Source organism: Actinomyces wuliandei, assembly GCF_004010955.1.
Classification (GTDB): domain Bacteria; phylum Actinomycetota; class Actinomycetes; order Actinomycetales; family Actinomycetaceae; genus Actinomyces; species Actinomyces wuliandei.
The window spans coordinates 2,590,408-2,604,292 of the sequence record NZ_CP025227.1 but is presented as its reverse complement, the minus strand read 5'-3'; the positions used below and the strand labels follow the sequence as shown (position 1 = coordinate 2,604,292).

At 73.1% G+C, this 13,885-nt stretch carries 6 protein-coding genes; all 6 read left to right on the top strand.

Annotated elements, in window-relative coordinates; translation table 11 throughout:
* Window positions 1–209 precede the first annotated feature (209 nt).
* The 6 genes from CWS50_RS10840 (at window position 210) to CWS50_RS10815 (ending at window position 13,725) form a co-directional block, all read left to right on the top strand.
* Complete coding sequence (locus CWS50_RS10840; protein ID WP_164860133.1) at window positions 210–1,202, top strand: FecCD family ABC transporter permease; 993 nt, start codon at window positions 210–212, stop codon at window positions 1,200–1,202.
* The gene (locus CWS50_RS10835; protein WP_206610412.1) at window positions 1,199–2,284 is read left to right on the top strand and encodes a FecCD family ABC transporter permease; all 1,086 of its coding nucleotides are present in this window, start codon (window positions 1,199–1,201) and stop codon (window positions 2,282–2,284) included. The genes CWS50_RS10840 and CWS50_RS10835 overlap by 4 nt, the downstream gene beginning before the upstream one ends.
* A gap of 145 nt (window positions 2,285–2,429) precedes the next feature.
* The gene (locus tag CWS50_RS10830; RefSeq protein WP_127842797.1) at window positions 2,430–3,284 is read left to right on the top strand and encodes an ABC transporter ATP-binding protein; all 855 of its coding nucleotides are present in this window, start codon (window positions 2,430–2,432) and stop codon (window positions 3,282–3,284) included.
* Window positions 3,285–3,334: 50 nt separating this feature from the next.
* Entirely contained in the window at window positions 3,335–4,441 is a 1,107-nt protein-coding gene (gene fepB, locus CWS50_RS10825; protein ID WP_127842796.1) for a Fe2+-enterobactin ABC transporter substrate-binding protein, read from the top strand.
* A 135-nt stretch (window positions 4,442–4,576) separates the two neighbouring features.
* Window positions 4,577–5,533 carry an isochorismatase family protein gene (locus CWS50_RS10820; protein WP_127842795.1) on the top strand — a complete coding sequence of 319 codons (957 nt, stop codon included), beginning with the start codon at window positions 4,577–4,579 and terminating at the stop codon, window positions 5,531–5,533.
* Window positions 5,530–13,725, top strand: coding sequence for an amino acid adenylation domain-containing protein (locus tag CWS50_RS10815; RefSeq protein WP_127842794.1), 8,196 nt, complete (start codon window positions 5,530–5,532; stop codon window positions 13,723–13,725). Before CWS50_RS10820 ends, CWS50_RS10815 begins: the two co-directional genes overlap by 4 nt.
* Window positions 13,726–13,885 lie beyond the last annotated feature (160 nt).

Genomic DNA, 13,885 nt, shown 5'->3' with positions numbered 1-13,885 from the left:
TTAAGCTCATCTAAGTACCCCTGGTAAAGGTGGTGGAACCTGGAGTGGTCGAGGGCGGAGCGGGGAGCGGCTTGCGGGTGGGCGCCGTGGGAGCCGCGGAAGAGGACAAGCCGCTCGGGGCCCGGTCCCCTCGGGCTGCCCAGCTTGGCCGCCGCTGCAGCCGGGGCCGCCTGAGTCGGCAGGGTCAGCGGCCTCGGCAGGCGCGGTCCGTGCCGTTCCGGCTGGCGGTGGTCCTTGCCGCCCTGGTTCTTGTCGTCGTGTGCGCGCTCGCCTCGGTGAGCGTGGGCTCCTCCGCCCTCACACTGGGTGAGACCTGGGAGCACCTCACTCATCCTGACTCCTCCGTCTACGACTCCGTCATCGTCAACACACTGCGTCCCCGGCGCACCGTCCTGGGGCTCCTGGTGGGGACGGCCCTGGCTGTGGCCGGCGCGCTCATGCAGGCGGTGACCCGCAACCCGCTGGCGGAGCCCGGGCTCCTGGGAGTGACCTCGGGGGCCTCGCTGGCCGTGGTCCTGGGCTCCTGGCTCACGGGCGCGACGTCGGCGCCCGAGCAGCTCGGGCTGGCAGCCACGGGCTCCCTGACGGCCACGGTCGTCGTCTACCTGGTGGCCTCCCTCGGCGGCCCGGCGACCTCGCCCGTGCGCCTGCTCCTGGTAGGGGTCGCCTTCTCCGCCGCCGCCTCGGCCGCGATCCAGGCCCTCCTGCTGTCCAGCCCTCGCACCTTCGCCAGCTTCCGCTACTGGGACGCGGGCGCGCTGCTGCGCACCGACGTCCCCCTGGGGGGCCTGGCCGCAGTCGTGGCCGTCGGGACGCTCATCGCCCTGTCGTGCTCCCGGGGACTGACCAACCTGTCCCTGGGCGACGACGTCGCGGCAGTCCTGGGAACCAGGGTGGCGCTGGTGCGTGCGCTCAGCCTGGTATCCCTGACGCTGCTGTGCGGCGCGGCCACGGCGGCTGCGGGTCCTGTCAGCTTCGTGGGCCTTATCGTGCCACTGGCCGCCTCCTGGCTCATGGGGCCTCACCGGGGGTGGATCATCGTCCTCAGTGCCCTGATGGGCCCCTCCCTGGTGCTGGCCGCCGACGTCGTGGGGCGGGTCATCAGCCGTCCCGGCGAGATCCAGGTGGGGCTCCTGACAGCCTTCGTCGGCTCGCCGGTTCTGCTCGTCATGGTCCTGCGCCTCAAGGACGCCCGGCTGTGAGCGCGACCTACCAGGAGTCCGGGCGCCCTGTGGCAGGGTACTGGTGGCTGAGGCTGCCACGCCTCGGGCGGGCGGGGTGCTCGCTGCTGCTGACCCCCCGCCACCTGCTGGTAGGTGCGGTCCTGACGCTCCTGTGCCTGGCCACTGCGGTCCTGGCCCTGAGGACAGGAGCCATCCCCCTGGACTACTCCCAGATAGGCGAGGTCCTGACCGGAGGAGGCTCCCGGGGGGACCGGGTCGTCGTGCTGCAGTGGCGCCTGCCGCGGATCGCCCTGGGCGTGGTCGCGGGGGCGGCCCTGGGCGTGGCCGGGCAGCTGTTCCAGGTCGTGACCAGGAACCCCCTGGGCTCCCCCGACCTCATCGGCTTCTCCACGGGGGCGCAGACCGGGATCCTGGTCAGCGTCTTGGTCCTGCCCGGCACGGCGCTGTCGGTGCTGTCGGTGTCCCTGGCCTCCCTCCTGGGCGGGCTGGGCGTGGGCACGGTGGTCTTCCTGCTCTCCGTACGGGGAGGGTTCGCTGGCATGCGGCTGGTCCTGGCCGGTATCGCCATCAGCTCGATGCTGTCCTCGGTCAACCGCTGGCTGCTGCTGCGGGTGGACCAGGACACTGCCTTCGGGGCGCTGAGGAGCTCCACCGGGACGCTGTCGGCAGCCACGTGGCCGGTAGTGGTTCCGACCTTCCTCGGTGTCCTGACCGTGCTGGCCCTCCTGGCCCCCCTGGCCCGTCAGGCGCGGATGCTGCCGCTGGGCGACGACCTGGCTGCGGCGCTGGGGACGCGGGTGGGCCGCCTGCGCACCAGGCTCGTGCTCCTGGGGACGGCGCTCGTCGCCCTGGTCACCATGGCGGTGGGCCCCGTCGGCTTCGTCGCCCTGGTCTCGCCCCACCTGGCTCGTCTCACGGCCCGCGCGGAGGTCCCCCCGGTCTACGTCACGGGCGCGGTGGGGGCGCTCCTGCTCCTGGGCTCTGACGTCGTCAGCCAGAGGCTGCTGGCCTCGATGCCGGTGGGAGTGACCACGGGGGCGGTCGGAGGCACCTACCTCATGTGCGTCCTGGTGGCGGCCGCCAGGAGGCGGCGGGGATGAGTACTTCTACCTGGCCTGCCGCGCTGACGGGCAGGGAGCGGACGGGCAGGGACAGGACAGCAGGGGGGCGCACGTGTTCCGCGCGGGACCACGTGGAGCCGCGCAGAACCATACGGAACTACGTAGGACAGACAGGAGACCACAGATGACGACCCGGCTGAGTACCCGGCTCGGTGCACGGGAGGTGACCATCGCCTACGACGGGCACACGGTCTCCACCGACCTGGACGTGGAGGTCCCCGTCGGCGGCTTCACCGCCGTCGTGGGTCCCAACGCCTGCGGGAAGTCCACGCTGCTGCGCTGCCTGGCGCGCCTGCACCGGCCCTCCCACGGAGCCGTGCTGCTTGACGGCGAGGACATCTACCGTCTGGACACCAGGACCGTGGCCAGGAAGGTGGGGCTGCTGCCGCAGTCCACGCTGGTGCCGGACCGGATGAGCGTGCACGACCTGGTGGCCCGGGGACGCTTCCCCCACCAGGGGATGTTCCGGCAGTGGTCGCAGGCTGACCGTGACGCGGTGGATCGGGCCATGACCCTCACCGGTGTCCAAGACCTGGCGCTGCGGCCCGTCGACCAGCTCTCCGGCGGGCAGCGTCAGAGGGTCTGGCTCGCCCTCGTGCTCGCCCAGGACACCGAGACGGTCCTCCTGGACGAGCCCACCACCTTCCTCGACCTTGCCCACCAGGTCGAGATCCTGCGGCTGTGCCGTGCGCTCAACGAGGAGCAGGGGCGCACCGTCGTCGCGGTGCTCCATGACCTCAACCACGCTGCCCGCTGCGCCTCGCACATGATCGTCATGCGCGACGGCCAGGTGCACGCCACGGGCAGCCCCGGCGACATCGTGACCGAGCAGATGGTGCGGGATGTGTTCGGTCTGGACGCCGTCGTGGTGGCGGACCCGGTGGCGGGGATGCCCATGGTGGTCCCCCGCGACCTGGGGGAGGCCGACCCCGCCCGTACGCCCTCGGCCGCGCGTGGCGAGGACAGCCGCGCGGCCTGACTCAGACCTCCCGCCGCCGCGCGGCGGCGGGAAGAAGAAAGGAAGGAAACATGAGCACCTCTTCTCCAGCGAGCTCACCAGCGGCGCGCCGTCCGAGACGGGGACTGGACCTGCTCCTGCCCGTCGTTGCGGCCCTCCTGGTGGCCGTGCTGCTCGCCGTGGGCCTCACAGCCTGCGGCAGCGGCTTAGGCGGCTCCGACGACGCCAGCGGCTCCGCAGGCACCGACCAGGCCGTGGCCTCGGCCAGCGCGGACGGCGGCTGGCCGCGCACCGTCCAGACCGATGACGACACCGACGCCGAGCTCACCCTGGACGCCCAGCCCGAGACCATCGTCTCCACCTCCGTCACCCTTACCGGCTCCCTGCTGGCGGTGGGCGCCCCGGTCGTGGCCTCCGGGGCCACGGCGCCCGACCAGGAGGGCCTGAGCGACTCCAGCGGGTTCTTCCTCCAGTGGTCTGACGTCGCCCAGGAGCAGGGGGTCGAGGTCGCCTACGAGAACAGCGCTCCCGAGGCGGAGAGCGTTGCCCAGTACTCCCCGGACCTCATTGTCGTGGCCAAGACGGGGGGTGACTCCGCCATGGACATCATCGACCAGCTCCGTGACGTCGCCCCGGTCCTGGTCGTGGACTACGGCACACGCTCCTGGCAGGACGTCACCACCCTGCTGGGCGAGGCCACGGGTCAGGAGGAGCAGGCCGAGGAGGTTGTCTCCGACTTCGACAGCAAGGTGGCACAGGCCAAGGAGTCGGTCACCGTGCCCGAGGGCGACACCTCGGCCTTCATCGTCGCCGGTGACGACTCCGGGGACGCCATGGTCCTGACCGAGGAGTCCCCCCAGGTCCAGCTGCTCACCGAGCTGGGCTTCACCATGGCCGCCGTCCCCGACGACGTCCAGGGCGAGGAGTCCATGGGCGAGCGGGGCGACATCATCGAGCTCTCCGGGGAGAACGTCCAGAAGGGGCTTGTCGGTGAGAACTGGGTCGTCGTGGCCGCCGACCAGGCGACCAGGGACACGATGGACAGCAACGAGGCCTACACCACTGCTGCCCCCGTGCGCGACGACAAGGTCTCCTACATGCCCTCCACTACCTTCCGGCTGGACTACTACTCCGCCCAGGAGATGCTCGACGCCCTTACCGAGTCCTACTCCGGGTAGCCGCGGCGAGGGCGGCGGGCAGGTGCCCGGGAGGTCCTGAGAGATCCCAGGAGGTCCCGGGGGACCCAGGAGGCAGGAACCTGCTCGCCCGCCCCGTCCCAGCCCCGACAGACCCTGTCAGCCCAGGAGCGAGAGATGATTCCCCAGGCAATTCGATACCAGGCCCCGATACAGCCCCTGCCGCCCTCACGTGCTCCCTGGGAGCTCGACCCCGACCGGGCCGTGCTCCTGGTCCACGACATGCAGGAGCACTTCCTGTCGGCCTACGTGCCGGGGGAGGAGCCGCTGCCCGGGCTGCTGCGAGGCGTGGCGGAGATGGTCAGGCTGGCCCGTCCTCGGGGGGTGCCGGTGGTCTACACCGCCCAGCCTGCCCACCAGGGCCGCCGGGAGCGGGGCCTGCTCCACGACCTGTGGGGTCAGGGCGTCGCAGACGACGAGCGCGCCGCGATCGTGGCCGACGTGGCCCCCGGGCCTCGTGACACCGTGCTGACCAAGAGGCGCTACGACGCCTTTGAGGGGACCGGCCTCCACGAGCTGATGGGCTCCCTGGGACGCGACCAGCTGGTCATCACCGGCGTCTACGCCCACATCGGCTGCCTCGCCACGGCGCTGCGGGCCTTCGTCCTGGACGTCAGGCCCTTCCTGCTTGCTGACGCGGTGGCGGACTTCAGCGCTGAGGAGCACCGTATGGCCCTGGAGCTGGTGTCGCGTTCCTGCGGCGTGGTCACGGACCTCGCCCGGATGCGTCAGGTCCTGGGAGAGCGGGAGGGCTCCGGCCAGCCCAGTCAGCAGCCTGACCAGCAGGACCGGGACGCCTGGGCGGCTCAGCCCTACCCCACCTCCCTGGGGGAGCTGGCGGCACAGCTGGAGGAGACCACCTCCACCCCGGCTGACAGCATCACGCCTGACAGCGAGCTGCCGTCGATCGGCGTGGACTCCGTGCGCCTGATGATGCTCACCGAGGCCTGGAGCACGCTGGAGGTCGAGGTGGACTTCACCGACATGGTCCAGTGCCGCACCGTGGCCGACCTGGCGGACCTCCTGGAGACCACCCACGGGTTCACCATGGCGGCCCCGCAGGAGACGTCGTGAGCACGGCCCTCACACCTGCGCAGCAGGGCATCTGGCTGTCCCAGCAGGTCCTGGCCGACGAGAGCGTCTACGGGGTAGCAGAGGTGACCAGGATCCAGGGTCCCCTTGACACCGGGGCGTGGCTGGCGGCGGCGGACAGGGTCCTCCACGACGTCCCGGCCCTGCGCACACGCCTGGTCGTCAAGGGGCGTCCGGGTACGGGCAGCCCAGGTCACCGAAGCCCGGACGGCGTCGCCCCCGACCTGACGGTCCCGGTGGGTGCCGTCGGGGAGGCGGATGAGCGGCAGGCACCCACCGCAGGGGAGGGCCTGCCACGTGTCGTGCTCGACGCCGTTCCTGCGAGCGCCGGGCTTGTCGACCTCAGGCAGGATCCCCGGGGAGGGCAGGAGGCGGCCCGGCAGTGGGTGCTCCAGCACCTGGGGGAGCCGATCGACCTGGAGCGGGGGGTGGTGTCCCGCGCCTGCCTGCTCCTCACCGGCCAGGACAGTGCCCAGTGGTTCCTGCGGGTCCACCACCTGGCGCTGGACGGCTACGGGTTCGCCCTGGTAGGGCGTGCGCTGGCCCGTGAGTACTCGGCCCGGCTCTCCTCCCGGGGTACCCGGCCCCCTGCCGCCCCGGCCCGCGGTGGCGCCGCTGTCGGCACGGACCCCGGCACCGAGGCCGGCAGGAGCACCGGCAGCCCTGCGGGCGCCGACCCTGAGGCGGTAGGAGCCTACCTGGAGGCCGTCGCGCAGCAGGCTGCCTACGCCCGTAGCCCTCAGGCCAGGGAGGACCGCGCCTTCTGGCAGGGGCAGGCCCCCGGTGCCCCGGCTGTCTCCATGGCCCCGGGCGGGGACCCCTCCAGGGCGACCCACCACCCGGTGGAGGCGCCCAGCACGTCCGCAGGTGCCGACCCTGCGGTACTTGTCGCGGCCCTGGCCGTCCTGGCTGGGGTGGTCCACCGGCGTGACGAGGCGGTCGTCGGTGTCCACGTCATGAACCGGTCCAGCCAGACGCTCCTGCGGACCCCGTGCCACACCCAGAACGTCCTGCCTGTGCGCGTCAGCCTGGACCCGGACCAGAGCGTGGGCCAGCTGCTCACCCAGGTCTCGCAGGCCTGGCAGCGCTGCCGGGAGCACCAGCGCTACCGGCACGAGGACATCCGTGCCGACCGGGGGCTGGGGGTGTCCGAGGCGCTCTGCGACGTCGCCCTCAACATCGTCCCCTTCGGCGGGGCTCGACGCTACGGCAGGGCACGGGGACGTAGCGAGGCGGTGTGGGAGGGGCCGGCCGACGGGCTGGTCCTCGACGTCCGGCCCGGCCAGCCGGACGGCCCCATGGGCCTGGCAGCCCCGGCAGGCTCCCTGAGCGAGTCGGCCCTTGCCGGGTACGCCCGGGTCCTGGAGACGCTTGTGAGCCGACTCAGCCGGGCAGCCCACGGCACAGGCACGCCTGAGGTGCCCGAGGCCGAGAGGACCGGTGACGCGGACGAGTGCCTGCGCGACCTGCTCCTCAGCCCGGAGGAGCCCTACCCGACGGGCTCCCCTCACGCCCTTGGCCTGCAGGCGCTGCCCCCCGAGCTGGAGGAGGTGGTCGGCCTGCCTGACTCGGGGCAGGCGCGGGGCGCGACCGACCCGGTGTGGGCGGTGGGCGCGCTGGACCGTGCCCGCCTGGCCACCAGCAGCCGACCCCGGCCACCCGGTTCCAGCCAGGAGCACCTCTGCGCCCCTGACCGCCTCCTCAGCTACGAGGAGACGGCCTCCTGCGCCCACCGCCTGACCCGTCTGCTCAGGGAGCTCGGCGTGGGAGCCGGGGACAGGGTCCTGCTCTACCTGCCCCGGAGCAGCTGGATGGTGCTGGCGCCCCCGGCGGTCCTGGAGGCCGGGGCCGCCTTCGTCCCCTGTGACCCCCAGTGGCCTGCACGGCGGCTCAGCCAGGTCGTCGAGGACGTGGAGCCTGCCGTGGTGGTGACCACCTCCGCCCTGGGGCAGGGACCGGCTCTGCGGCAGGCGCTCAGCCAGGCAGGGGGGACGGGGGCGCGGGCACCACAGACCCTGGTTCTCGACGCCGACAGCGTCCGTGCCCGGATGGAGGCCCTGCCAGCGGGGCCGGTGGCGCCCGGCGAGCTCGACCGCCCGGTCAGGGGCGAGGACGCCGCCTACATCCTGTTCACCTCCGGCTCGACCGGACGCCCCAAGGGAGTCGTGGTTGAGCACCGCAACCTGGCCAGCTACGCCAGGGCCTTCGACCTGCTCTACGTGGACAGGGAGCTGGTCGCGGCGGGCAGGACCGGAGGGGCGGGGCAGGTGGGGCGGGAAGGACAGCCGGGGAGCACGGCAGGCGCAGGGAGCGCGCAGGAGGGCGTGGTGCTGAGCTACAGCCACGAGTACTCCCCGGCCTTCGACTCCGCCCTCAGCCCCCTGGTCGCCTTCCTCCACGGGCACCGCCTGCACGTGCCTACCGAGGAGCAGCTCGGCGACCCTGTCGCCCATGTCCGGTTCCTCCAGGACCACGCCGTCGATGTCATAGACCTCTCCCCGGCTGTCCTGGAGGAGCTGCTGGAGGTCGGGCTGCCCGTCGGCGGGGACCGTGGGAGCCGGGGTCACGCGGTGACCAGTCTGTTCATCGGTGGTGACACCTGCTCCGTCCCGCTGTGGGAGCGGCTGCGCCAGGAGACGCGTCGCGGTGTCTTCGCCGCCAACGGCTACGGCCCCACTGAGAACACGGTGGAGGCCACCGTCGCCTGGGTGGCCGACCACCCGGAGCCGAGCATCGGCCGCAGCCTGCCCGGGCAGGAGGCCCGGGTGCTGGACCACCTGGGCCGTGCCCTGCCGCCGGGGGTGGCCGGTGAGCTCTACCTGTGCGGCAGCTCGGTGGCCCGTGGCTACCTCAAGGACGACGACCTGACACGCTCACGGTTCGTGACCGCCGCCGACGGCTCGCGGTGCTACCGCACCGGCGACCTGGTGCGGCGGGAGCCCGACGGCGCGCTCACCTTCATGGGGCGTGCCGACTCCCAGCTGTCGCTGCGCGGCGTGCGCATCGAGGCTGCAGAGGTCGAGGCAGCCCTGGTCACCCAGCCGGGGATCCGCCAGGCCGTGGTCACGGTGCGCGACGACGGTGACGGCGCCAGGCTGGTGGGCTACGTCGTGCCCACGCAGGAGCAGGCGCCGCTGGACACTGCCGGGGTGCTCGACCGCCTGCGCGACCTCCTGCCTCCCTCCTTCGTCCCCACCACCCTGGTGCGCCTGGAGGCCCTGCCGCTGACGGAGCGGGGCAAGGTGGACCGCAGCCGTCTGCCCGCCCCCGGGCGTGAGGTCGGCGCAGGTCTGTCCTGGGAGCAGATGGACCCCGACCAGCAGGTGGTTGCCTCTGTCTACGCCGAGGTCCTGGACGTGCCTGCCCACACCCTGCGTAGCCACACCGACCTGTTCGCCATGGGAGGCCACTCCCTGACAGCAGCCCGTGTGCTGGGCCGACTCACCCAGGCGGGGTACCAGGGCCTGCACCTGAGGGACCTCTTCCGGGACGCCAGCGTGGAGCGGGTGGCTCGTCTCCTGGGCGGGACAGGTCCCCGCCCGGCCTGCGCTACCGTGCCGGTAGCGGGAGGGCAGCCCGGTGGCGGCGCGGGGAGCCCAGAGGACGCGGTACCCCCGGTCCCGGCGTCCCCCGTGGGAGAGGGCTGGCCCCTGATGACCGCGGCCCAGCGTCGCCTGTGGTTCCTGGAGCAGGAGCAGGGGCCGTCCCCTGTCTACGCCATCCCGCTCGTGCTCGACGTCGCCGGGCACCTGGACACCCGGGCGCTGGAGGCAGCAGTCGTGGACACCGTGCTGACCTACCCGGCGCTGCGGACCTCCTACCCGGTTGGCGAGGACGGCCTCCCCACTGTTGCCACCTGGCAGGAGGCGGCGGTACGTGAGGCCGTCAGGCTGGTCGTGGTGGACCGCGACCCCCACGACCCCGACCTGGTCGGCAGCCTCGACACCAGCATCGACGTCACCGCGCAGCCTCCGGTGCGCGCCTACCTCGCCCAGGACGCCGACCGGCAGCGCCTGGTGCTGGTCATCCACCACGTCGCCGCTGACGGCTGGTCGCTCAGGCCTGTGGTGGACACTCTCGCTGCCGCCTACCGAGCCCGTGCCCGGGACCTGGGTCGCCAGGACCCCCCGGATCCGGGACAGGACGGAACGGGGCGGGCCGTGGTGCCTGGCCCGCGGCCCGCCCCCTCGCCGCCTGCCTCGGTCTCCTTCCCGCGCGTCCCGCCGCCCACGCCGTCGCCCCTGCTCCCGGTCGCCGTACCGCCGGCCCCGCTACCTGCCCCCGCGCCTGAGGCCCTGTCCTGGTGGGTCGAGAGGCTGCGAGGCCTGCCCGAGGAGGTCCCGCTGCCCCTGGACCGGCCTCGCCCCCGTCAGCGCGACCACCGGGGCGGGCAGGTTCGGGTGTCCCTGGGGGCCGAGCGCTCAGCCGCCGTGGAGGACCTGGCCCGAGCCCACCAGGCCAGCCCGTTCATGGTCCTCCACAGTGTGCTCGCGGGCCTGCTGACCCGGTGCGGCGCAGGCTACGACATCCCCATAGGGACGATCTCCTCGGGCCGTACCGACGCCCGGCGCGAGCAGGAGGTCGGGTTCCTCGCCAACACCGTGGTGACCCGGACCAGCACGGAGGGCAACCCCTCCTTCACCGAGCTCCTGGCACGGGTCCGTGAGGACACCCTGGCCGTGCTCGAGCACGCCGAGGTGCCCTTCGACGCGGTGGTCGGCGCCGTCAACCCCCGGCGTGACTCCAGCCGCCACCCCCTGTTCCAGGTCATGCTCGTGGCCCAGGACACCGGAGGCCTCTCCTTCGACGCGGGTGCGGGAGCGCCTCAGGTCAGCGTGGGAGTGGAGGGGACCGGCACCTCCAAGTTCGACCTGACCTGGGAGGTCAGCTTCTCCGAGGCCGCCGGGCGCGCCCGCCGTGGGGCGGGCTGTGCTGCCGACCCTCCTACCGCATCCAGCCTGCCTGTCCCCACCAGCCTGCCGGGAGACTCCGGCTCCTGCGGGTCGGAACGCAGCGCCTCCTCCATGGGTGAGGGCATCTCCGTGCGCCTGGAGTACGCCACCGCCGTCGTCGACCCGGCCACGGCGCAGGCCATGACCCGCTGGTTCCTCCGGCTGCTGGACCAGGTGCTGGAGGACCCGCGCTCGCGGCTGTGGGACCGGGCGCTGGAGGAGAAGGCCCGGGAGCAGGCCCTCCAGGAGGCAGCCAGGATGCTGGGGGCCAGGGTTGCTCTGCCCGAGGTCACCAGTCCCGCGCTGCGCCGGGCCAGCCTGGGGCAGGCGCTGGAGGCCGCCATGGAGGAGTGGGCCGGGCGCGAGGCGCTGACGGTGCCTGACGAGCTCGGTGTACCTGGCGCCGGCGCACCTGGTGCGCCCGGTGCGCAGCGTCTCACCTACGCCGCCCTGGAGCGGGTGTCGGCGCGGGCCAGGGACGTCCTGCGTGAGGCCGGGGCGGGACCGGGACGCCGGGTGGCGCTCCTGCTGGGACGCAGAGGGGTCCAGGTCGAGGTGATGGTCGCGGTGCTGCGCACCGGGGCCGCCTACGTCCCCCTCGACCCGCAGTACCCCGAGGCCCGGCTGGCCGCCGCCCTGGAGGACTGCCAGCCCGTGGTCCTGGTCCACGACCTGCCTGACCTGCCCGATGACCTTCCCGACGACCTTCCCGTCGGCGTGGAGGGGTCTCCCCTGCCGCCGGGGCTGCGCAGCGCCCTGGGACCGCAGACGGTGGTGCTGTCCACCCGTGACCTGGAGGGAGCCGGAGGCGGTCCGCCGGGACAGGCTCCTCTCCTCAGGAGGTCTCCCGGAGAGGTTGCGCCACCGCCGTCGTCTGCGGCCTGCGCCGATGACCCCGCCTACGTCATCTTCACCTCCGGGTCCACCGGCCGCCCCAAGGGGGTCGAGGTCACCCAGGACAACGTCCTGAGGCTGCTGCGCACCACCGAGCACCGGCTGGGCCTTGGTACGGCAGACGTGTGGACGTTCTTCCACTCCTACGCCTTCGACTTCTCCGTGTGGGAGGTCCTGGGGTGCCTCCTGACCGGAGGCAGGCTGGTGGTGGTCCCCTACGAGGTCAGCCGCAGCCCCGAGGAGATGCTGGCCCTGCTGGAGGCCGAGGAGGTCACGGTCCTCAGCCAGACCCCCTCCGCCTTCGCCCAGCTGGCTGCGGCCGACGCGCAGCGCGACGAGGCTGTGGCGCAGGAGGCGCAGCCCGGCCAGGTCAGCCAGCCCGGTCCGGGCCTGCGCGTGGTGGTCCTGGGAGGTGAGGCGATGGACCTGGACGTGGTACGGCGCTGGTTCCGGCGGCACCCGCCAGGATCGCCACGGGTGGTCAACATGTACGGGATCACTGAGACCACCGTGCACGTGACCTACCTCGAAGTTGACGAGGACACCTCTGGGGTCAGCCCGGTCGGACGTCCCCTGGAGGACCTGGCCGTCTACCTCCTGGACGAGGGCGGCCACCCGGTACCTGCGGGCGTGGTCGGGGAGATCCACGTCGGTGGCGCCGGGGTCGCCTCGGGGTACGTCAACCAGCCTGGGCTGAGTGCTGAGCGGTTCCTGCCGGACCCCTTCGCGCGGGCTGTCCTGGAGGGGGCCGGGCCGGACGCGGGCACAGGCGGCCTGCCTGGCGCGGCCGGGGGTGCTGGTACACGGGCAGCCCCGGCGGAGGCGGCGGGGCCAGGCGCCTCGGGCCGGGCCGGACAGGGCCGGATGTACCGCTCCGGCGACCTGGCCGTGCGCACCAGGCAGGGCGACCTGGAGTTCAGGGGGCGTGCTGACAGGCAGGTCCAGCTGCGGGGCTTCCGGGTCGAGCTGGGGGAGGTCGAGGCCCGGGCGCGCGAGGTCGAGGGCGTCCGCCTGGCCTACGCCCGGGTGGTCCAGGTGCGGCAGGGCGACGAGCGTCTTGTCCTCTACCTGACGGGACCTGACCCGGCGACCGCGGACCCGGCGCTGCTGCGCCGCCAGGTCGCACGCCGCCTGCCCGGCCAGATGGCCCCGGCGGCGGTGGTGGTCCTGGACCGTCTAGCCCTGACCGTCAACGGCAAGCGCGACGACGCGGCCCTGCCCGTCCCGCAGCTGCCCCGCTCGCAGGGGCGGGCGCCGGCCACCAGCACCGAGAGGCTCGTGTGCGAGCACGTCGCCCGGGTGCTGGGTATCGAGGAGTGCAGCGCCGAGGACTCCTTCTTCGACCTGGGCGGGCACTCGATGCTGGCAGTCTCGCTGGTAGCCGCACTCAGGAAGGCCACCGGGCGCCCCCTGCGGGTCGGTACGGTCATGACCCACCCGACTCCCGCCCTGCTGGCCGCCCACCTGGACGAGCAGGACCCGGAGCGTCCCGGCGACACCGGCCTGGGCGTGCTGCTGCCCCTGCGCCCGCCGGACGACCGCAGGCCTGGGAACGGGCAGGGTCCCGGTACGGGCCTGGGAGGACTCTTCTGCGTCCACCCGGCTGGCGGCCTGTCCTGGTGCTACGCCGGTCTGCCCCGCCACCTGGACGGGCTGCCGGTGTGGGGCCTGCAAGCCCGTGGGGTCCTGGAGCCGGGCTCGCAGCCCGCCTCCCTGGAGGAGATGGCCCGCGACTACGTCACCCAGGTCCTCCAGGTCCAGCCCAGCGGCCCCTACCACCTGGTGGGCTGGTCCCTGGGCGGGATGGTCGCCCACGTCATGGCTGTGCTCCTGCAGGAGGCAGGGCACCAGGTGGGGGTGCTCGCCCTCATGGACGCCTACCTCTCGGAGGCGGCGACCGGGGCCGTGGAGCCGCCGCTGGCTGACGCCCTGTCTGCGGTCCTGGCCATGGCCGGGATCGATGACGACGTCCTGGCCGGACACGAGGAGGACCTTGCCGCCGTGGTCAGGGCGCTGGAGGAGCGCTCCTCGCCGATGGCCGGGCTGGAGCGCAGCGTCCTGGAGGCGCTGGTGACCACCTACCGCAACACCACCCGTATCCTGCGGGAGTACCAGCACCGGGCCTACCGGGGGCGGGCGCTCTTCCTCCGGGCAGCCCGTGGCGGGATCGGTCCTGAGCACGATCCGGGTGAGTGGGACCCCTACGTCACCGGGGGGCTGCAGGTGGTGGACGTCGACTGCACCCACCGGGAGATGACCCAGCCGGGGGCGCTGGGGGTTATCGGCCCGCTCCTGGACCGTGTCATCCGCTCGGACACCAGCCCGTAGCGCCAGGGGGCGGCCGCGCCCTGGCGGGGCCGTGGTGAGGTTGCGGGTGAGACTGCGGCGGGGCCGTGATGAGGTCGTGCGGGAGCGTGGCGGCGCCCGTCCTCCAGAGGAGCTCTCACTGGCGGTCTGCCCCTGGTTTCGCGCCTGGCGTGAACCCCGT

Excerpts from the sequence above, each read along its gene's own strand:
- CWS50_RS10830 (WP_127842797.1), top strand. The coding sequence starts at position 2,430 with ATGACGACCCGGCTGAGTACCCGGCTCGGTGCACGGGAGGTGACCATC.
- fepB (WP_127842796.1), top strand. The coding sequence starts at position 3,335 with ATGAGCACCTCTTCTCCAGCGAGCTCACCAGCGGCGCGCCGTCCGAGA.
- CWS50_RS10820 (WP_127842795.1), top strand. The coding sequence starts at position 4,577 with ATGATTCCCCAGGCAATTCGATACCAGGCCCCGATACAGCCCCTGCCG.